Origin of the sequence: Mycobacterium sp. UM_CSW (assembly GCF_000455205.1) — a bacterium.
Taxonomy (GTDB): Bacteria; Actinomycetota; Actinomycetes; order Mycobacteriales; family Mycobacteriaceae; genus Mycobacterium.
In genome coordinates this window covers 23,741-43,633 of record NZ_AUWQ01000081.1, presented here as the reverse complement: position 1 = coordinate 43,633, position 19,893 = coordinate 23,741, and the positions used below count along the sequence as shown (strand labels likewise).

16 protein-coding genes are annotated in these 19,893 nt (G+C 67.1%); 6 read left to right on the top strand and 10 right to left on the bottom strand.

The annotated features are described in order from the left end of the window. Positions 1-138 precede the first annotated feature (138 nt). Complete coding sequence (locus N415_RS24200) at positions 139-1,677, top strand: hypothetical protein (RefSeq protein WP_152531548.1); 1,539 nt, start codon at positions 139-141, stop codon at positions 1,675-1,677. 73 nt (positions 1,678-1,750) lie between these two features. Here N415_RS24200 and N415_RS24195 read toward each other — a convergent pair whose 3' ends face one another. From N415_RS24195 to N415_RS24165, 7 genes are all read right to left on the bottom strand, one after another. Then, a complete protein-coding gene (locus N415_RS24195) occupies positions 1,751-3,235 on the bottom strand; it encodes an aldehyde dehydrogenase family protein (protein WP_068187438.1) in 1,485 nt (494 codons plus the stop codon). A gap of 91 nt (positions 3,236-3,326) precedes the next feature. Beyond that, on the bottom strand, positions 3,327-4,544 hold the full coding sequence (locus tag N415_RS24190) for a cytochrome P450 (RefSeq protein WP_068187437.1): 1,218 nt from the start codon (positions 4,542-4,544) through the stop codon (positions 3,327-3,329). Further along, positions 4,544-5,524, bottom strand: a complete 981-nt coding sequence (locus tag N415_RS24185) for an SDR family NAD(P)-dependent oxidoreductase (protein WP_068187436.1) — start codon at positions 5,522-5,524, stop codon at positions 4,544-4,546. Before N415_RS24185 ends, N415_RS24190 begins: the two co-directional genes overlap by 1 nt. Next, a complete protein-coding gene (locus tag N415_RS24180) occupies positions 5,517-6,653 on the bottom strand; it encodes a spirocyclase AveC family protein (RefSeq protein WP_068187435.1) in 1,137 nt (378 codons plus the stop codon). Before N415_RS24180 ends, N415_RS24185 begins: the two co-directional genes overlap by 8 nt. After that, a complete protein-coding gene (locus N415_RS24175; protein ID WP_068187434.1) occupies positions 6,653-7,771 on the bottom strand; it encodes an ABC transporter substrate-binding protein in 1,119 nt (372 codons plus the stop codon). Before N415_RS24175 ends, N415_RS24180 begins: the two co-directional genes overlap by 1 nt. An 82-nt stretch (positions 7,772-7,853) precedes the next feature. Next, a complete protein-coding gene (locus N415_RS24170; protein ID WP_068187433.1) occupies positions 7,854-8,705 on the bottom strand; it encodes a CbbQ/NirQ/NorQ/GpvN family protein in 852 nt (283 codons plus the stop codon). Between the two features lie 25 nt (positions 8,706-8,730). Continuing rightward, positions 8,731-10,446, bottom strand: coding sequence for a VWA domain-containing protein (locus tag N415_RS24165; RefSeq protein WP_068187432.1), 1,716 nt, complete (start codon positions 10,444-10,446; stop codon positions 8,731-8,733). A gap of 269 nt (positions 10,447-10,715) precedes the next feature. On the opposite strand from N415_RS24165, the gene N415_RS24160 reads away from it, so the two are divergent. The 5 genes from N415_RS24160 (at position 10,716) to N415_RS24140 (ending at position 15,918) form a co-directional block, all read left to right on the top strand. After that, a complete protein-coding gene (locus N415_RS24160; protein WP_068187431.1) occupies positions 10,716-11,861 on the top strand; it encodes an acyl-CoA dehydrogenase family protein in 1,146 nt (381 codons plus the stop codon). Further along, positions 11,858-12,970 carry an acyl-CoA dehydrogenase family protein gene (locus N415_RS24155; protein ID WP_068187430.1) on the top strand — a complete coding sequence of 371 codons (1,113 nt, stop codon included), beginning with the start codon at positions 11,858-11,860 and terminating at the stop codon, positions 12,968-12,970. Before N415_RS24160 ends, N415_RS24155 begins: the two co-directional genes overlap by 4 nt. After that, complete coding sequence (locus tag N415_RS24150; protein ID WP_068187429.1) at positions 12,970-13,617, top strand: nitroreductase family protein; 648 nt, start codon at positions 12,970-12,972, stop codon at positions 13,615-13,617. Before N415_RS24155 ends, N415_RS24150 begins: the two co-directional genes overlap by 1 nt. 90 nt (positions 13,618-13,707) lie before the next feature. After that, complete coding sequence (locus N415_RS24145; protein ID WP_068187428.1) at positions 13,708-14,997, top strand: TetR/AcrR family transcriptional regulator; 1,290 nt, start codon at positions 13,708-13,710, stop codon at positions 14,995-14,997. A 78-nt stretch (positions 14,998-15,075) separates the two neighbouring features. Then, positions 15,076-15,918 (top strand): SDR family oxidoreductase, encoded by an 843-nt coding sequence (locus N415_RS24140; RefSeq protein ID WP_068187427.1) that lies wholly within the window; start codon positions 15,076-15,078, stop codon positions 15,916-15,918. On the opposite strand, the gene N415_RS24135 is transcribed toward N415_RS24140, so the two are convergent. From N415_RS24135 to N415_RS24125, 3 genes are all read right to left on the bottom strand, one after another. Continuing rightward, positions 15,915-17,120: a cytochrome P450 gene (locus N415_RS24135; RefSeq protein WP_068187426.1), complete on the bottom strand. Its 1,206-nt coding sequence runs from the start codon at positions 17,118-17,120 to the stop codon at positions 15,915-15,917. The two genes, N415_RS24140 and N415_RS24135, sit on opposite strands and share 4 nt — an antisense overlap. Before the next feature lie 17 nt (positions 17,121-17,137). Next, positions 17,138-18,766 (bottom strand): GMC family oxidoreductase N-terminal domain-containing protein, encoded by a 1,629-nt coding sequence (locus N415_RS24130; RefSeq protein ID WP_081665475.1) that lies wholly within the window; start codon positions 18,764-18,766, stop codon positions 17,138-17,140. 143 nt (positions 18,767-18,909) lie between these two features. Further along, the gene (locus tag N415_RS24125) at positions 18,910-19,884 is read right to left on the bottom strand and encodes an AraC family transcriptional regulator (RefSeq protein ID WP_068187425.1); all 975 of its coding nucleotides are present in this window, start codon (positions 19,882-19,884) and stop codon (positions 18,910-18,912) included. Positions 19,885-19,893: the final 9 nt, after the last annotated feature.

The window sequence follows — 19,893 nt, the reverse complement described above, 5'->3', positions numbered from 1 at the left end:
AAGCATTGGAGTAGCCCACTACGCACGCCAAGACCGGATCGCGTTGGACACCATCTGTGAGTGGGTGGTCCTACGGGCAAAGCGACCTCCCGAATCCAGCCAGGAGAGCAATACCCAACCAGGTCCGAGGAGCGACCAATGACCACAGATCCGAAGTTTGGTGCAATTCCGTCACCACGGCATGCCCTGGCAGCCGCGACGCCTCACGTGGCGACGGCGCTGACACCGCCGAACAGCATCGTCGTGCCGTCGCAATTGTCCATCTGGGGCAACGACGTCCACGGCGACTGCGTCACCGCCGAAGAAGCCTTCGCCAAGTCGTGCAACAACCCCGAAATCTTCATCAGCGAAGCCGATGTCATCGCATGGGCCACCCGGCACGGGGTTCTCGAGGGCGCAACACTGGTCGAGGTGTTGGACTTCATGCAGTCCGACGGGTTCTCCGGCCCGTCCGCGACCTACGACGACGGAAAGTACGTCTCGGTCGACTGGAGCAACTCCGACACCTTGCAGAACGCGATTTCACAAGGCCCGGTGAAGATCGGCGTCGCCGGAGAGCAGCTGCTCAACACCTGGCGCGCCAACGACGGGAAGAGCGGTTGGTTTGCGACGAGCTACAACGTCGACAAGAACGAAAACCACTGCGTCAGTTTGTGCGGCTACGGCACGATGAGTTGGCTAGCCGAGCAGCTTCAAGTCTCGGTGCCCAGTGGGGTGGACGGCACGAGGGTCGGCTACGCGCTGTTCACCTGGGACTCGATCGGCATCATCGACGAACCATCCATGCGGGCAATCACCTATGAGGCGTGGTTGCGCACCCCGACAACCGTCTCCGTCGCCCACTGGCCGGATTGGCTGCAGCTCGACCACAATCCGGCGACCATAGCCATCGTGGCTGACGGCGCGGATCTCTACCAGTTGCACGACACCGGAAAGATCTTTCGCTACATCGGAACACCGATCACCGGCTGGGAAATGCTAGACCAGAATCCCGACACCAAGATGATCGCCGCCAGCGGCGGCAACCTCTACCAGCTGCACAACACCGGAAAGATCTTCCGCTACACCGGAACACCAATAACCGGCTGGCAACTGCTGGACCAAAACCCCGCCACCGTGTCAATCGTGGCCGACGGGTCCAACCTCAACCAGCTGCACGACACCGGAAAGATCTTCCGCTACACCGGAACACCGATAACCGGCTGGCAAATGCTGGACCAGAACACCGCGACGAAGCAGATCGCCGCCAGCGGAGGCAACCTCTACCAGCTGCACAACACCGGAAAGATCTTCCGCTACACCGGAACACCAATAACCGGCTGGCAAATGCTGGACCAGAATTCCGCGTCCGTGTCGATCGTGGCCGACGCGGGCCGCCTGTATCAGTTGCACAACACGGGAAAGATCTGGCGCTACACCGGAACACCGATGACCGGCTGGCAGCAGCTGGATCAGAATCCGGCAACCAAGCAGATCGCCGCCGCCTCGGGAAACCTGTTCCAGATTCACAACACCGGTGCGATATGGGCATATGTCGGCCCGCCTAACACCGGTTGGCAGCAGCTCGACGGCAACGCGGCTTCCGTCTCGATCGCCGCGTCGGGCAACAGCCTGTACCAGCTGCACAGCACCGGCATGATCTGGCGCTACACCGGTCCGCTGAATCCGGTTCTGTAGCAGGTGCTCAAGGGAGCGGCCCTCGGAGAGGATTCGAGGGCCGCTCCTTTCCGCGCACTTGGCTTCGCGGCCATCACCCGGCGGGGTAAGCCACCGACTTGATCTCGGTGTACTGGTCGAACCCGGCGACGCCGTTCTGCCGGCCCACCCCGCTGTACTTGTAACCGCCGAACGGCGTGTCGGCGCCGTAGGGAGCGCCGCCGTTGACGCCCATGAACCCGGCCCGGATCCGGCGGGCCACCGCCAGCGAACGCTCCAGCGAGCCCGACATCACGTTGCCCGCCAGCCCGTACTTGCTGTCGTTGGCGATCCGGATCGCGTCCTCCTCGTCGTCGTACGGAATGACCGCAAGCACGGGACCGAAGATCTCCTCCTGGGCGATCGTCATGGAGTTGTCGACGTCGGTGAAAAGCGTTGGCCTGACGTAGAATCCCTTGTCGAAGCCGGTGGGCGCGTCCGGGCCGCCGACCAACGCGGTGGCGCCCTCCTCGACGCCCTTGCGGATGTAGCCCATCACGCGGTTGCGCTGCACCTCCGAAATCACCGGCCCGCACAGGGTTCCGGGATCCTGCGGGTCGCCGCACGTGACGTTCTCGTAGATGCTCTTGAGGATCGCGACACCCTCGTCGTAGCGGGACCGCGGCAACAGCATCCGGGTGGGGTTGGCGCAGCCCTGCCCGGCATGCATGCACGGCGCGATGCCGATCGCGCAGGCCGCGCCGAAGTCGGCGTCCTCCAAGACGATCGTCGCCGACTTGCCGCCGAGCTCCAAAAACAGCCGCTTCATCGTCGCGGCGCCCTTTTCCATGATCCGCTGGCCGACCACGGTGGAACCGGTGAAGGAGATCAGGTCGACCTTCGGCGACAGCGTAAGTTCCTCGCCGACAAAGTGATCCGACGCCGTCACGACGTTGACGACGCCCGCAGGAATGTCGGTCTTCTCGGCGATCAGCCTGCCGAGCCGGGTCGCGTTGAACGGCGTGTTGGGCGCCGGCTTGAGCACCACGGTGTTGCCGGTGCCCAGCGCCTGGCCGAGCTTGTTGAGGGTGACCTCGAACGGGAAGTTCCATGGCACGATCGCGCCGACCACGCCCACGGGTTCGCGCCAGACCTTGCGGGTGGTCAGCGTGCCGGTCAGGCTGATCACCTTGTCGCCGAGGTCGGTTTCCCAGGCGTACTCGTCGATCAACCTGGCCGGGTACTTCAGTCCGTCTTCGAGTGGGGCGTCCAGCTGGGGGCCGAAGGTGATGGCCCGCGGCGAGCCGACCTCGAGGATGAGCTCCTCGCGCAGCTCTTCCTTCTCCGATTCGATCGCCTCGTGCAGTTGCAGCAGGCAGCGCTTGCGCAGCTCCCGGTTGGTCGACCAGTCCGTCTCGTCGAAGGCGCGCCGCGCGGCGTCGATGGCGCGGTGCATGTCTTCCTTCGACGCGTCCGCGACCTCACCGAGCGGCTCCTCGGTCGCGGGGTTGATGTTGGTGAAGGTGCCGGCCTGGCCCTCGACGAGCTTGCCGTCGATCATCATCTTCGGCTCGAAACGGACCTTTACAGCCTCAGTCATGTTTGTCACTCTCTTCTGAATCGTTGAGGGGCTACAGAGAGCCTTACTGGAAAGTAGCCGATTGGCAATATCCAACCTTCGCGAGGGCTGTCTAGCTGGGGTCGAACAGCACCGGTACCGACGTCGGCGACCGGAAGACTTGGCCCCGGATGTGCGGGTCGTCCGCGTCGGGATCCAGCCGAAGATTCGGCAGCCGATCCAGCAGCAGGTTGATGGCGGTGCGCATCTCCAGCCGGGCCAGGTGCATGCCGAGGCAGACGTGCACGCCGTGCCCCCAGCCCAGATGCGCCCGGGCCTCGCGGTGGATGTCGAACCTGTTCGGATCGGGATAGCGGTCCTCTTGCCGGTTCGCCGAACCCAGCATCGGCATGACCGTCGCCCCCGCCGGTATCGCCACGCCGCCGAGTTCGGTGTCGCGAGTCGCCACCCGGGTGATGGTCAGCAACGGTGATTCCCACCGCACCCCCTCCTCGATCGCCTGCGGCAGCAGCGACCGGTCCGCGCGGATGGCATCCAGTTGCGCAGGGTCCGACAGCAGCGCCAACAGCAGGCTGCCCAGGGCCCGGTACGTCGTCTCCACCCCGGCGGGCAGCAGCAGGCGCAGGAACGAGTAGATCTCCTCGTCGTCGAGCTTCTCGCCGTCGATTTCGGCCTGGGCCAGGGCGCTGATCAGGTCGTCGCGCGGTTCGGCACGCCGGGCCTGCAGTATCGGCGCGAAGTAATCGCACAGCGCGGCCGAGGCCGCAAGCCCGCGTTCCGGGTTCATCAGCCAACTCAGCAGCGAAATCGACCACCGCTGGAACTGCGGGTAATCCGTCTCCGGCAAGCCCAGCAGGCCCGCGATGATCTGGCTCGGATAGTCGAAAGTGAACTCCTTGACCAGATCCGCCTTGCCGTTCGGCGCGAAGTTGTCGATCAGGCCGTTCGCCACGCGGCCGACCAACTCGTCCTGCCAGCGCGCCAATGACTTCTGCGAGAAGGCCTTCGACACCAATGACCGCAGCCGGCCGTGGATCGGCTCGTCCATGCCGAGCATCACGCCTTCACCCAGCACCGGGCCGAACGCAGCGATGACGGCGGCCGAGGAGAACGTCTCGTTGTCGCGCAGCATCTGCTGGATGTCCTCGTGGCGATACACGATGAACATCGGCAGGCCTTCCTCGTGCGGAAGCGCTCCCGACGTCTCGAGCCGCTGCACCGGTTCCTCGCGGCGCAGCCGCGCCAGCTCGGTGTACGGATCGCGCACGTCACCGGAGATCGCGTCGTCGAAGGCACCGAAGTCCTCCAGGTCGTCGAAAAGCTGTTCCATTACTGGTCCCCTGTTCGTTGTCGTCTCGCGGCAAGGCGCTGCAGCACCGGCTGCGGAAGAACGCGCGCCGCCAACACCATCGCTCGCTGGGGCCAAGTCAACGGCCAGGCCCCGCCCCGCATCGCGCCCTGTCTGGGAAGGCCCAGCACGATCCGCGAAAGGTGGTGCATGCCGGAATCCGGAAGGATCCTGTTGGCCGCCAAAAGCATCGAGGAGTCAGCGCCCACACCGCGGCGCCGGAACGCACCCCGGTCGGCCAGCGCCTTGAGCAGTCCGTCGGTGAAGCGCTCGGGTGGTCGGGCGAAACTGATCGCGAACCGCCCGCGAGTGTTCATCGTGTTGTGCAACCGGGCGTACGGGCCGCCGAAGTCGCGATTGTCGGTGGTGCCCGCGTCTGTGATGATCTCGGTGTCGTACATGCCGGCCACCAAGACGGTGACTCCGAGACCGAACGGAGCGATCTCGCCCGCCATCGACTCGCCCCACCGCTCCAACGCTCCCTTGGCCGCGGCGTACGGCGCGGTGCCCGGTTGACCGCGGACGCCGGCCGCGCTGGATACCAGGACGATGCGCCCCTCCCCCGCCGCCCGCATCGACGGCAGCAGCGCCTGGGTGAGCGCGACGGGACCCATGACGGTGGTCCCGAACATCCTCTGCCATAACGCCATATCGGTTTCCTCGACGACTCCCGCGGCGGAGATGCCGGCGTTGTGCACGAGCGCGTAGGGGGTGCCGACGGCTTCCTCGATCGCCTTGGCGGCCGCCGAGACCGACGCCGCGTCCAACAGGTCGAGCTGCACACCGATCAGCCGGTCGTCACCGGCCGACGCGCCGGTTTCCCTGCGCAGCAACGGCATTCCCTTGTCGGGGTTGCGCATGGCCGCGACCACGCGCCACCCCTCGCGGTACAGGCGCACCGCGGAGGCGAACCCCAGCCCGCGGGACGCGCCGGTGATGACGACGCTGCGGGGCTCAGCCATTCTTGCCCGCGGTGGCGCAGGCGCCTTGACCGGGCGGTGGCGGGTCTACGTGCGGGCGCCCGTTCGGCTCCCCGCTCGCCCAGGTCGACCAGATGCCGACGGAGTATGGGCCCTGAGCGCCCGCCTTCTCGTAAAAGCCTTGCGGATCATATACTTTGGCTTCCGGATACGGCCACGGGCAGGCCACCGAGGTCGCCGCGTGGCTGGCCTTGATCGCCCAGAACCACGCGCCATAGGCGAAGTAGGACACGTTGATGATGGCGAACATCACCAGGAACGTGCCGAGCACCGGGCGGCCGGGGAAGATCCTGGCCTTGGCGGCCAGCTTCTCGGCCACCGATTTCCCGGTGTCGTCGCGATAGCAGAGGATCGCCGCGGGCACCATCACGAACGTCACCGAGAACGACTCCCAGATCAGCGGGAACTGGAAGGTCGTCCCGGTGAACACCGAGCCCCACGGAATCACCTGCGAGTAGATGTACATGCCCCAGTGGATGAGGGTGTTCTCCAAAAACGCATCCATGACAAAGCCGATCACCATGGTGACCAGGCCGAGGCAAACCAAGGGGTGTCGCGACACAAAAGCCTCGGGCCCGTATTTGGCCTGTAGCTTCCGCAGAATCCAGACCGCCGGGAAGTAAGGGCCGAAATAGAACATGACGTAGCCGAACACCACGAACGGCTCGACCGTTGGCGACAACGAGACGAGCGGCCACGACTCCGGCCAGTGAACGAGGTCGGGGTTGTACACCGCGAACGGCGACCAGTTCATGATCGGGTCCTGCCACACGATCAGCGTGGTGCACAGGAACATCAACATCACCGGGCTGCCCGGATTGCGCCGCCAGCCCCTGATGAACACCAAAAGCAGCACGATCAACGCCACCACGGTGGCCCAGTCCAGGAATCCGATGTAGTCCAGCCCGAACGTGAATTTCACCGGACGCGGCCGACCTTGCACGTTTGGGTTGGCGACGCGCGGGTCGAGGGCTACGCGACAGTTCGCGATGAAGAACAGCGTGAACGCCGCCAAGGCGGCGCCGGCGATCCAGCCGCCCCAGCCGCGCTTGTCAGGTCGGGCCGCCGACTTCTCCTCCGCGACAAGCGGTATGGACTGTTCCGTCGACATCAGCCGTCCTCCCCGAAGCGGTCGACCAGGCGCGAGTTGACGCCGTCGGCGTCTAGCGTCCGCGCCACCAGGTAGCCCGCGCCCATCCACGCCCGCCGCGTCCACTTGCCGAACGACACCCGGGTGCCGGGCGCGCCCGAGGCGGCGGGCATCATCTTCACCCGCTCCAGCGCCTCCTTGACCCCGCGCGGGCTGAGCGGGTGGGCGTCGGCAAATGCGCGCACGAGCGTGGCGGCGACGTCACGGTTGACCACGGGCACGCAATACTCGGGACGGCTGCCCTCGTACCTGGCGGCGTAGCGGTCGAGGAAGTCCTGGCCGACGCGATTCGCCTCGTCGTACTGGTCGACCCCGATCCAACCCATGAAGGCGTTCCACATGATCGGGTTCACCCACGCGTTCTGGAAGGCGGTGGTGGTGAAGCGCGGCGGGTCCCAATCGACGGCCTCGAGCGCAGGGTTGATGAACACGATCCCGAAGCCGAAGCCGAGGTGCACGATCGCTTCGGCCTTCGCGTCGTGCAGGGTGCGCACGGCCCCATTGATGTCCTGAGCGGTCTGCGCGATCGCCGCCTCCGCGACGATGCGAATGCCCTTGCGCCGGCATGCGCTTCGCAGGTTCCTCAGATAGCTCTCGCCGATCAGGTTCTGCTCGACGAGGACCCCGATCTCGGCGAGCCCTCGTTTAGCGACGAGGTCCGCGATGAAGATCGGCTCGTCGGTCAACGATCCCTGCGGGAAGGAGAAGGTCCACTCGCCCAACCAGTCGTCGGTGCCGGTGACGCTGATCGCGGGCACCTTGAACCGCTCCTCGATCGCCTCGCGGGTGGGCACGCAGTTGTCGGTGATGTGCGGCCCGAACACCACCAGGCAGCCTTGGTCGACGAGCTCCCCGAAGGCATCGATCACCGACTTGACCGATCCCTTGGGCAACCCCTCTACCTCGCGGTAGATCATTTGCACCGGCCGATCGATCAGGCCCTGTTCCCTGGCCTCCTCGAAGACGAGGTCGAAGCACCGCGTGAAACTGGCCAACAACTCCTCGGGGAATCCCGGTGGCAGCGTGAAGTCCATCAGGTAGCCGACCTTGATCGGTTCTGCGCTGCTTTCGTAGGACATCTGACCTCCAGGACGTCAAAATTGCGCGCGCGACGGCAAACCTAATATTTGTTCTGAACCCTAGTCATGGCCGTGGGCAGCGTCAATCATGGCGCCCGTCGGGCCCACCCAGATAGATGTCGATCATCTCGCCGAGGCCCTGCCCCACCGCGGCGTCGTCGGTCAGCGGCCCGGCGATCGCGGCCCGGGCCGCCTCGCGTGTCGTCAGACCCTCTGCCACCAGCCGGGCCGCCGCGATCAGCACGCGCGTCGACGCGACCTCGCGCAGCCCGCCGGTTTCCAGCCGGCGGATGGCCTGCCCGAAACGCACCAGTTCGGCCGCCGTGGCACCGTCGACGCCGGCCTCGTGCGCGACGATCGACTCCTCGACATCGGCTGCGGGGAAGCCGAATTCGATGGCGACCATCCGCTGACGTGTCGAGTCCTTGAGGTCCTTGAGCACGCTTTGATAGCCGGGGTTGTACGACACCACCAGGCCGAAGCCGGGCGCCGCGTCCAGCGTGACCCCGAGACGCTCGATGGGCAGCTGGCGGCGGTGGTCGGCGAGCGGGTGCAGCACCACGGTGGTGTCCTGCCGCGCCTCTACCACCTCGTCGAGATAGCAGATCGCCCCCTCGCGCACCGCGCGGGTCAGCGGCCCGTCCACCCACACCGTCTCGTCGCCCTTCAACAGGTAGCGGCCGACGAGGTCCGCGGTGGTGAGGTCGTCATGACAGGCGACGGTGATCAGCGGCCGGCCGAGGTCGTAGGCCATCGCCTCGACGAATCGTGTCTTGCCGCAACCCGTCGGCCCCTTCAGGAGGAGCGACAGCCCTTGGCGGTACGCCGCCTTGAAGACGGCCTCTTCGCCGCCGATCGCCTGGTAGTAGGGCCGTGCCATCTCAGCCTCGGGGGTCGCGCCGTTCCGGTAACCAACACCGGGCTCGTTGGCCATAGCTTCCCTTCTCCTCGACCGGAGCCTATCCGGAACAGATGTTTGTTTCAACGAACGGGCGCGCGGTCGCGGCCGCCCGGCGGCGGACCTCGGCCGAGCGCAGCGCCGACCGGAACAGCGGCCCGATGACGCCGGCGAGTTGATCCGGGCGCGCGATCGTCGCGTGCGCGGTGCTGCCGAAGACCCTGCGCAGCGATTGGATATCGGTGCCGGCGCCGATGGTCAGGCACACGCAGCCGGTGCCGCGGCGGCGGGCTTCGGCCAAGGCGCGGCGCGCGTCCGCGGCGCCGTAGGGGCGCTCGTATCCGTGGTCGTAGGCGAGCCCGTCGGACAGCACCACCAGCAGCCGCCGTGACGTACCCCCGCGTGCCTTGAGAACCGCCGCACCGTGCCGGATGGCCGCACCCAGGCGGGAGTAGGCGCCGGGCTCCAGGCTGTTGAGCCGCCTCATGACCAGGGAGTCGAGGTGCTCGTCGAATCGTTTGACGGGCACCATGCTCACCGCGCGCCGGCCCTGCGAGTAATAGGCGTACAGCGCGACACGGTCGCCCAGGTCGTGCAGCGCGACGGCGAGGTTGGCGACCGCCGCACGCTGTTGCTCGTGCACCGTCCGCCCGACCGTGCCGGGTTCGGCCGCCGACCCCGAGACGTCGAGCAGGAGCAGCACCGACAGGTCGCGCCGGCGGCGCAGGCTGTCCAGGTACACCGCCTCGTCGGGCACCGACCCGGCCAGCACCTCCACCCGGGCCTCCACCGCGGCGTCGATGTCGATGTCGTCGCCCTGCGGCTGGCGGTGGCGGCGGTGCAGTCCCATGCCGAGGCGGGACAGCGGGCGGCGGACGCCAATGTCTCCGGCTATGGCCTGCGTCGCCTGTGTCTTGATGGTCGGCTCTACCTCGCGCACGGTGCACCACGCGGGCCGGTAGCTCTTGCGGGTGACGTCCCATTCGGGATACGTCACGCCGTCGGGGGGTCTGGCTTGCTCGTCGTCGACCTCATCGCCCGACGCCGACGCCAGCGACGCGACCGCGTGCAGGCCGCGGTTCGCCGAATTCGTCCGGTGGGTCGGGAGATCCGCGCCGGGAGGTCCACCGCCGCTGCCTGTCTTGCGCGCGGACGACAGCATCTTCTTCAGCCACTTGCCGATGAAGCCGCCCCCGCCGACCGGGCTGGTGAACATGTCCGGGTCGTCGGAATCGTCGACCTGCCCGTCGTCCAGTTCGGCGAGTTGCCGCGGCTGTCCCCGCGGCACGTGTCGCGCGTTCGCGTCCTCCCCTGTGCCCGCCCGGCCGGCGGCCGCCAACACCTTGGCCGGGCGGATCACGCCGAATTCCGGCGCCGGGTGGTCGATCGCCGCCCTCCCCCCGGCGATCCGCAGCGACGCGGCGGGCGAGTCGCTGCGGCTTGCGATGTCGCGGTCTCCCAACGCCAGGCTGGCCGGCAACAGCGCACCGTTGGCGACGAGCGCGCGGTGGCCCTCGACCGCCAGGTAGCGCCTGGCCAGCCGGGGACGGCGCACCAGGCAACGCACGACGCCGGCGTCCAGGCTGCCCGCCGCGATCATCGAGGCCTGCACGGCGATCGCCGTGCGGGCCCCGGCGGCAGTGACGTGGATCGTCTGGCCGTCCGTCCACGGGGGCTCACCCGGCCGCAATTCGGCGACCGCGACGAGCCGGCCCGCGAGCGCGGACGCGAACATGCCGAGGGCCTGCAATCGGTCGCCATGCGCGTCGTTTGCCATCGACCCCCTATCGGTGCGCTTTGTTGACCAAATATCTGTTCCAGCGTAGGGCCCGGTCCCGCCTACGGTCAATCACGGCCCGCGCATCGGTCGCACTTGCCAAGGAGCGCAACATGATTGACTTCGCCGACCGGGTCGCCTTCGTCACCGGCGCCGGCCGCGAGCTCCGGCCACCCGTACGCGCTGGACCCGTGAGGGCCGAGGCATCAGGGCGATGCTCGCCAACGCCTAGTTGACCTAATATCTGCTCCAACGTAGTGTCCGGAAAAATGGACTTCTCCTACCCCGCGGAAGCCGAACAGTTCCGCACCGAGCTGCGCGACTGGCTGTCGGCGAACCTGACCGAGGAGCTGGTGGCCGCCCGCCGGCCCGCCGGGCGGGACGACGCGGGGATCGAGTTGCTGCGGACGTGGAGCGCGACGATGGCCGACGCGGGATGGGCCGCCGTGTCCTGGCCACGCGAATACGGTGGCCGCGGGGCGACCGTGCTCGAGCAACTGGTCTACACCGAGGAAACCACTCGCGCACGGGCGCCCATGCCGCTCAACGTCATTGGGATGAACAACATCGCGCCCGCGATCATGCAGTACGGCACCGAAGAGCAGAAGACGACGCTGCTCCCCCGGATGATGCGCGCCGACGACATCTGGTGCCAGGGAATGTCGGAGCCCGAGGCCGGATCCGATCTCGCCGCGCTGCGCACGCGGGCGGCGCGTGACGGGGACGACTTCGTCATCACCGGCCAGAAGATCTGGACCTCGCTCGGGCACCGCGCGGACTGGTGTCAGCTGTACGTGCGGACCGATCCCGACGCCCCGAAGCACAACGGGATCTCCTGCCTCATCGTGGACATGTCGCTGCCCGGCATCGAGGTGCGCCCACTCGTAACGCTCAACGGCGACACCGATTTCGCCGAGGTGTTCTTTCACGACGTCCGGGTGCCTGCCGATGCGTTGCTCGGGCCGCTGAACGCCGGCTGGCAGGTGGCCACCACCACCCTGAGCCACGAGCGTGCCGGCGCGGCGCGGCTGTACGCCGAGATGCAGGTGCGGCTGGAAGAGCTGGTGGACGACTTCGCCGCCCAAAGCGACGCGCTGGACGACCCGGTGATACTGCGGCGTCTCGGCGAAATCGCCGTCCGCATCAAGTATCTCGAGGTGCTGTGCCAGCGGTCGATCTCCGCCACGCTGCACGGCGGCGACCCGTTCGCGTCGGCCAGCCTGGCCAAGACCGTATGGGGTGAGATCGGACAGGACATGGCCGCGCTCGCGTTCGACGTGCTAGGCAGCCACGGCACCAGCGCCCCGTGGGCGAGCTACCGCCTCACGTCACGATCGCTGACCATCGCGGGGGGAACGACCCAGATCAACAAGAACATCACCGCGCAGCGCGTGCTGGGATTGCCCCGCCGATGAACCTCGAACTTACCGACGAACAGGGCGCGCTGCGCGACACGACGCGGCGCTTTCTCGCCGAGAAGGCGCCCATTTCGGGGCATGTGCGCGCGCTGCTCGACGATCCGACCGGCATGGGCGGTAAAGACGAGGCGGTCTGGCGGGGTCTGGCCGACCTCGGCGTGACCGGGCTGCTGGTGCCCGAGGAACACGGCGGGGCCGGGATGACGATGGTCGAGGCGGGGGTGGTCGCCGAGGAACTCGGCGCCGCCCTGCATCCGGGCCCCTGGTTGTCGAGCGCGGTCGCCGCGGCGCGTGCGCTGACCCGTTTAGCCGACAATGCTCCTGGCGCAACGATTTTGGCCGGGATCGCCGACGGCAGCACCATCGCCACCGTGGGCTTCCTGGACGCGGAGAACGCCGCCGTCGAGGTGTCCGGCCGCGGTGATGAGATCGCGATGCGGGGCGAGATCGCCGGCGTGCCCGACGCCGCCGCGGCCGACACCTTGCTGGTGCTCGCGCCTGACCCGTCCGGCATCGGGCTTTACGCGTTGAAGACCGACTCGTCCGGCGTGGCTGTCGCACCCGAGCGCGGTATCGACCAGACCCGCAAGCGCTTTCGCGTCGAGCTCGACGGCGCGGCCGCGCACCGGCTGGCCACGGCCTCGCCGGACGACGTTGCCGCCGTGATCGACGACATCCTCATCGCCACCGCCGCCGACGCGCTGGGCGCCGCGCGCGCCGTCATGCACCTGGCCATCGAATACGCAAAGGTCAGAAAGCAGTTCGGCCAGGTTATCGGCTCGTTTCAGGCCGTCCAACACCTGTGCGTCGACATGTACGAGACCGTCGAGCTGGCCCGCAGCGGTGTGATCCACGCGCTGTGGGCCGCCGACAACGAACCGTCGTCCGACGAACGCCATCTTGCCGCGCTGCGGGCGAAGGCGTTCGCAGGGCGGCTGGCGACCGTGGGCGACACCGCCATCCAGGTTTTCGGCGGCATCGGTTACACCTGGGAGCACGATGCCCATCTGTACCTCAAGCGCTTGCTGAGCTGGAGCGAACTTCTGGGTAGGCCCGACCGCTACCTCACCGAAATCGGTGCGCGCCTGGGCAAGAGGGGCGCTTGATGGACATCGAGTACCTCCTTACCGCGACCCGTTCGGCCCGCAAGTCGCTCGACCTCGATGCGCCGGTCGACATCGCCGACATCCGGGAGTGCCTGCGCATCGGTTTGCACGCCGCCAACGGCTCCAATCAGCAGTCCTGGCGGTGGCTCGTGGTGACCGACCCGGCGCTGCGCGACCAGATCGCCGAGCTGTACCGCGAGTCGTATCTGCTTCGCGTCGGCGGGCAGCTACTGGCCGATTTGCTTCCCGCCGGCACGCCGCAGGGACGGATCATGTCGTCGACGGAGTGGCTCGTCGAGAACATGGCCCGGGTCCCCGCGTTGGTGATCCCGTGCTACGAGCCCTACCTGCCCCGCGTCGACGGCGACGAGTCGTTCCATCAGGCCACGCTGTACGGCTCGATCTTCCCGGCCGTGTGGAACTTTCAGCTCGCCCTGCACACCCGCGGTTACGGAACCTGCATCACGACGCTGCACCTGCACCGCGAGGGGGAGATCGGCCGGTTGCTTGGTATTCCCCCGAGCTACGCGCAGGGATGCCTGCTGCCGGTGGGCCGGCTACGCGCCGGGCACACTTTCCGGCCGGCTCCTCGGCGGCCCGTCGACGAAGTGGTTGCGCGCGACGCCTGGGACGGCCCGCCGCTCTAGAATGGGCACCGTCGGCGCTTTTGTGCAGCGCATTTGTTCCGGCACGGTCTGATAGCCTCTAACAAAGATTTGGTTCGGCCGGGAGGACGAATGCGTAAGGTCGCGAATCCGTCGACCGACCCGGCAAACAACGCTGACGACTCCGGCACCCGTCGAACCGAAATCCTGCAGACCGCGGCGTCGTTGATCGCGTCGTCGGGCTTGCGGACGTCGCTGCAGGAGATCGCGGACGCGGCCGGCATCCTGCCCGGCAGCCTGTATCACCATTTCGAGTCCAAAGAGGCGATCCTGGTCGAGCTGACCCGCCGCTATCAGGAGGACCTGACCCGGATCGGGCAGGAGGCCCAGGCCCGGCTGGACGAGCCCGACTCGCGACCGGCCTCGGAGCAGATCGTCGAGCTGGGATCGGCGATCGCGAACTGCGCCGTCCGACACGGCGCCGCGTTGCAGATGTCGTTCTACGAGGGCCCCGGCGACGACCCCGAGCTGATGAAGCTGACGCAGCAGGCACCCACCGCTGTCCAGCAGGCGATGCTGCAGACGCTGCGCGCCGGCAGGTGGAGCGGCTACATCAAGCCCGACATCGACCTGCCCACGTTGGCCGACCGCATCTGCCAGACCATGCTGCAGGTCGGGCTGGCCGTCATGCGCCACAACTCCCCGCCCGACCAGGTCGCCGGGCTGCTGTGCCGAATCATCTTGGCGGGATTGGCGGCCCGGCCGCCCAGCGACGCGGCGTTGAATCGGTCCAAGGCCTTCGCGGCCGCAAACGCCGTCATCGACACCTGGGCCGACGACGGCGACGCGGATCCCGACGACAAGGCGGCCCACGTCCTCGCGGTGGCGCGAACGGAGTTCGGCCGCAAGGGATATGAGGTCACCACCATCCGGGACATCGCGTCCGCGGCCGGGCTGGGCACCGGGACCGTCTACCGGGTGATCGGGTCCAAGGACGAACTCCTCGCCTCGATCATGGAGTCCTTCGGCAGGAAGGTGGAGGCCGGTTGGGTGAGCGTCCTGCAGGCGGACGCCACCGCGGTCGAGAAGCTGGACGCGCTCAGCTGGGTCAACGTCAACGCGCTCGATCGGTTCTCCGACGAGTTCAGGATTCAGCTCGCGTGGATGCGCCAATCGCCACCGAACACGCCCAACCCGGGCTGGCTGTACGCCACCCGGCTTCGCCAGATGAAATCGCTGCTGTCCGAGGGCATCCGGGCGGGGCAAATCCAGATCGACGCGCCGTCCACCGCGATGCTGGCGCGATGCGTCATCGGCCTGCAGTGGATACCGGAGAACATCCTGCGCGCCGTCGGCAAACGCGCCGCGCTGGTGCATGCCCGCGACACCGTCCTGCGCGGAGTCGCGGTCCGCGGCAAGTAGGTATTGAAACCCAATAACTGTTACCCATACAGTTGGGCAGTTAGAACCGGGTTGGCAGTGAGCGAGAAGAGGATTTCCATGACTATCGTCGATCGGTTGCGCTACGACGGCAAGCGCGCACTCGTTGTTGGCGGCGCGACCGGCATGGGCGCCGCGGCGGCCAAGTCGGCGGCCGAACTCGGCGCCGAGGTCATCGTGCTGGACTACGCGCCGGTGAACTACGACGTCGCCCAGTCCGTGCAGGTCGACCTGCGTGACCCGGCGTCGATCGACGCCGCGCTCGCCCAGGTGGACGGTCCGATCCACGCACTGTTCTCGGCCGCCGGCATCGCCGACGGAACGGTAGACCTGATGAAGATCAACTTCATCGGCCACCGCTACGTCATCGACCGCCTGCTGGAAAAGAACCAGCTGCCGTCCGGCTCAGCAATCTGCTTCATCTCCTCGGTCGCCGGCATGGGCTGGGAAAACGACCTGGACCTGCTGCTGGAATTCCTCGAGACGCCCGACTTCGATGCGGCCGTCGAGTGGGTGAAGGCGCACGAGTCTGAGGGCATCATCCACTACGGCACCAGCAAGAAGATCGTCAACGCCTACGTGGCAACGCAGGGCATTCGCCTTTTGAAGAAGGGCATCCGCATCAACGCGATCTGCCCGGGTCCCACCGACACCCCGCTTGCCCAGGCCAACGCCGACCTGTGGCTGACGTTCGCGCAGGACTACCGCGACGAGACCGGCTCGAAGGTGCACACCCCCGAACAGATGGGCGACGTGATGGCGTTCCTGAACAGCGCCGCCGCGTTCGGCGTCAACGGCATCACGCTGCTGGTGGACTACGGGCACACCATGGCGTCGCTGACCGGTGCCTACCCGCCCGGCAAGCCGATCATCGACCTGATCATGGGCCGGGTGAAGCTCTAGGTCTCGTCGACACCGATGAGCAGGCGTTCCGGGCTGCGGCCCAGGACGCGACGCCACGCAATGTTGGCGGGGTCCTGCCCCAAGTGCAGGGCGGGCCGTGCGGCGAGCGCGGCGCGCACGCACTCCTCCACGGCGACCTTGGCGAGCGAGGTACCCAGGCAGTAGTGCGCTCCGGCCCCGAAGTTCATCAGCCGGGGCGTATCCGCACGCATGAACCGCTCGGGATCGAAGCGGTCCGGCGACGGCCATGCCGAGGCGTCCCGGCATGCCGAGGCGATGCACAGCAGCACCATCGCCCCCGCCGGAATGGTCGTGTCATGCAGGTCGATTGGCGCGACGGCAGTGCGCGGAATGAGCGGGATGCTGGGCTCGAGGCGAATGGTCTCGGCGGCAGCGCTCGCAAGCCGCACGTCATCGTCGGCTACCCCGGCGAGGCGGTCGCGGTACTGCAGCGTCACCAGCAGGCTGCAGGGTATCTGGCTGCCCATCGTGTCATGGCCGGCGACAAGGAGGTTCGCGATCATCGCCACGGTCTCGTCGCGGGTGAGCCGCTCGCCGTCGGCCTCGGCGGTCAGCAGGCCGGTGATGAGATCGGGGCCGGGGTCTTCGGTCCGACGCTGCGCCAACGCCTCAACATACTGCTGCAATTCGACGATCGCCGTGGTCGCCTTTGCGATCTGGTCGGGAGTCATCACGTAGAACACCGGGCTCAGGGCGTCCGCCCATCGCGAGAAGACGCCGACGTCGCCGTCCGAGACGCCGAGGAGGCGGCAGATCAACCGGGTTGACAGTCCGGCGCAGGCAGCCACCAGGTCTCCCCCGTCCCGCGTTGCCGAAGCGATGGCGGCGGCGGCCATGTCCGCTGCGGTCGGCCTCAGCTCCTCGACCGAGCGCGGGGTGAAGGCGCGGGAAACCAGCGACCGAAGGCGGCGATGATAGCCACCCTCGGTGGTGAACATCAGCTTGCTGTACCAGTCGCGCAACGGACCGTCGGTGATGCCCATGACGTCGAACAGCGCCAGCCCGATTCCGTTCAGCCGCTCGTCGCGGGCCAGTGTTTCGACGTCGTGGTGGCGCAACACCACGGTTGCGCCCGTGATCTCGTCGGTGGCCAGCGGGCCGCGTCGTGCGGCCTCGGCAAGCACGTCGTGCATCCGTGTGGTGAAGCTACCGGTCAGGTCCACCGAGGGTTTCGCCCGCATATCTCCTCCTACCCGGCTCACAGGGCGTGGTGGTGGCGCAGAATCTGCCCAGCGCGCTCGCCGATGATGACGCAGGGAGCCATGGTGTTCCCCGTGGTAACCCGCGGCATGATGGATCCGTCCGCGATTCGAAGGCCTTCTACCCCATAAACTTTCAGCGAACCGTCGACCACCGACATCTTGTCGTGGCCCATCTTCGCCGTGCACGTCTGGTGGTGATAGGTGGTGACCTCGTTGCGGATGAAGCGCACCAGGTCGGCGTTGTCGAGCTTGCCCGGCATGACCTCTCGCTTGCTGAAGGGACGAAGGGCTGGTGCATTGCCGATTTCACGGCACAGTTCGATGCACGCGATCGCGGCCTTGATGTCCTCAGGGCGCGACATCAGACCGTCATGGATTCTCACGGGGTCGCAGGGATTTGGCCCGGTAAGAGTGATGTGCCCGCGGCTCTTCGGTCGCACCACCGCGCCATACATGGCCCAGCCCTCCTCGGGCACACCGAACGCCCGCGCGTTCTCCGCGCTGGAGAACGGGAACTCGAGCTGATAAGCCTGCAAATCCGGGGCCGGAAGACTCGGATCGCTCTTGGCGAAAAAAGTCACCTCGCCGCCGCTGTTGCGCCAGGGCAGGGGTTCGCGATATTCCCAGACGCACGAAAAGCCAGGGTGGTCCTGAAGGTTTCGGCCGACGCCGGGCAAATGCTGCACGATCCCAATGCCGTGTGATCTCAGGTGAGTCTGATCGCCGACGCCCGATTGCATGAGCACCTTCGGGGTGTGAATCGCGCCGAGGGACAGCACGACCTCGGATCCCGCACCGACGCGCCGCAGTTCACCGTCGTGCAGGAACTCCACCCCGGTGGCCCGCGACCCGTTGAACGTCACGCGGGTCACCAACGCGCCCGTCAGGACGGTCACATTGGGTCGGTCCATCAGCGGGAAAAGGTAAGAGCGAAAGACCGATTCGCGCCGTCCGTTACGAATGCGCAGATCGACTATTGACCCGCCGCCCGCGGCCTCCATGAGGCTGCCGTTTGGGCTTGCGAAGGCTGGAATGCCAAGCGATTTACCTGCTTCGAGCCCGGCACGCGCGATCGGGCTCGGTTCGGCGGCGGGTTCGACGTAAACGGGTCCACCGATGCCGCGATGCCGGGGATCGGGATCCCCGTGCCAGTCCTCGATCGCCCGGTAGATCGCGAGTACCGAATCGTAGCTCCACCGTTGGTCTTTGGCCTCGGCCGCGAAGTAGTCCCAGTCGCTTTTGTGACCGCGCGCCCACACCATGACGTTGATGCTCGAGCCCCCGCCGAGGACCTTGGCCATCGCGTACGGGATTGATCGTCCGTTGAGGTGGCAATTGCGCTCGGTGGTGAAGTTCCAGTCGCGCTCGCTGCCGAGGTTCGCCAGCCACATTCCCGGCTCACTGATCTCGGGGCCTTCGTCGGCGCCGCCGGCCTCGAGCACCAGCACGTTCACGTTGGGATTTTCGGCGAGGCGCCGGGCTACGACCGAACCGCTCGATCCCGATCCGCACACGACGAAGTCGTATTGCGGCTTCAACTCCGCGCCAAGCCGCCGCTGGTTGCGGCGAACGCGTTCGGCGAATTCTGCTGTGGAACGGCCGATCTCGACCGAGGTTGATGTCATCTAGGTTCTCGCTTCCAGGTAGAGCTGGCGACTCAAATGGCCGGCCACGGATACTCCATGGTTACGGCGGCCGTGCCGCTCGAGCGACCTGCGGAGCCTCGGTGCGCGGTTTTCGGCTATCCGTCCGCGCTGTCCGGACAGCGTTATCGTGCCCCGCGCAGGGTCTGCTGCGGCGACTCTCCGTACATCGCCTTGTAGGCGGCCGCGAACCGGCCGAGGTGCGCGAATCCCCAGCGATGCGCAATCACGGCGACGCCGGTGTGGGAGGGGTCGGCGGAGCGCAGCTCACCGCGCGCACGACGGAGCCGGACCACGCGCAGGTATGCCATGGGTGACATCCCGACGTGCCGGCGAAAACCCTCCTGCAATGCGCGAACGCTGACGTGGCAGTCGAGCGCCAATCGCGATGTCGTCAGCGCGGATTGCGGCGTGCTCTCGATGATGTCCATCGCCTCGCGGACAGCTGCCGGGGCGATGGGCCGGACCGACGATGAAAGGACCTCGCGATGGGGATGGTCGGCCACCAGAAGCAGGCCGTACACCAGGCTCTCCACCAACGGATCCAGCACCGCCGGATGCCGCATCGGGCTGTCCGAACGGGCGAGCTCCCGATTGAGCCAATGCGCCTGGGCCACCCAGCTCCGCGCGGCATGCTCGGCCAGCGGCAGCGTTACGGTGAAGGGAACCGATGATCTTGCCGGGTGGCCCAACAGCGTTTCGAGTGCGGTATCGACAACGAGTTGGTCGATCTTGACCCCCAGGTGTCGGCTCGCCCCGGGCCAGCGAGTCACGCTCATCTCGGCCTCGGGCCCGTAGATCGTGGCCGTCGCGGGAGTCGAAACCCACCGTTGCCCCAGGTATCGCGACTCCAGCCGGCCCTCGATCGGGACGTGCACGTAGTAACTGTCGCGACCCTCCGAAAAGCGAAGTGACACATCGGTGTCGTAGCTCAGATCGGCCAGCGTGATCGGCCCGGCGTGGATCAGGCGCTGGCTGAAGCCAAAGCCGTCGGGCGGGCCGAGCAGTGCGAGCTTGTGTGAGTGAAAAGCCGACTCGCAAAGGTGGATAGCCTGCTCCGGCGATCGCGTGCGAAACCAGTTGTCCGCCATGACGGTCATCGAGTCCCG

Bases quoted from the DNA above. Each gene is read 5' to 3' on its own strand.
- N415_RS24200 (WP_152531548.1), top strand. From the start codon at position 139: ATGACCACAGATCCGAAGTTTGGTGCAATTCCGTCACCACGGCATGCC.
- N415_RS24150 (WP_068187429.1), top strand. From the start codon at position 12,970: ATGGACATCGAGTACCTCCTTACCGCGACCCGTTCGGCCCGCAAGTCG.
- N415_RS24160 (WP_068187431.1), top strand. From the start codon at position 10,716: ATGGACTTCTCCTACCCCGCGGAAGCCGAACAGTTCCGCACCGAGCTG.
- N415_RS24175 (WP_068187434.1), bottom strand. From the start codon at position 7,771: ATGTCCTACGAAAGCAGCGCAGAACCGATCAAGGTCGGCTACCTGATG.
- N415_RS24185 (WP_068187436.1), bottom strand. From the start codon at position 5,524: ATGGCTGAGCCCCGCAGCGTCGTCATCACCGGCGCGTCCCGCGGGCTG.
- N415_RS24180 (WP_068187435.1), bottom strand. From the start codon at position 6,653: ATGTCGACGGAACAGTCCATACCGCTTGTCGCGGAGGAGAAGTCGGCG.
- N415_RS24170 (WP_068187433.1), bottom strand. From the start codon at position 8,705: ATGGCCAACGAGCCCGGTGTTGGTTACCGGAACGGCGCGACCCCCGAG.
- N415_RS24155 (WP_068187430.1), top strand. From the start codon at position 11,858: ATGAACCTCGAACTTACCGACGAACAGGGCGCGCTGCGCGACACGACG.
- N415_RS24135 (WP_068187426.1), bottom strand. From the start codon at position 17,120: ATGCGGGCGAAACCCTCGGTGGACCTGACCGGTAGCTTCACCACACGG.
- N415_RS24190 (WP_068187437.1), bottom strand. From the start codon at position 4,544: ATGGAACAGCTTTTCGACGACCTGGAGGACTTCGGTGCCTTCGACGAC.
- N415_RS24145 (WP_068187428.1), top strand. From the start codon at position 13,708: ATGCGTAAGGTCGCGAATCCGTCGACCGACCCGGCAAACAACGCTGAC.
- N415_RS24165 (WP_068187432.1), bottom strand. From the start codon at position 10,446: ATGGCAAACGACGCGCATGGCGACCGATTGCAGGCCCTCGGCATGTTC.
- N415_RS24140 (WP_068187427.1), top strand. From the start codon at position 15,076: ATGACTATCGTCGATCGGTTGCGCTACGACGGCAAGCGCGCACTCGTT.
- N415_RS24125 (WP_068187425.1), bottom strand. From the start codon at position 19,884: ATGACCGTCATGGCGGACAACTGGTTTCGCACGCGATCGCCGGAGCAG.
- N415_RS24130 (WP_081665475.1), bottom strand. From the start codon at position 18,766: ATGACATCAACCTCGGTCGAGATCGGCCGTTCCACAGCAGAATTCGCC.
- N415_RS24195 (WP_068187438.1), bottom strand. From the start codon at position 3,235: ATGACTGAGGCTGTAAAGGTCCGTTTCGAGCCGAAGATGATGATCGAC.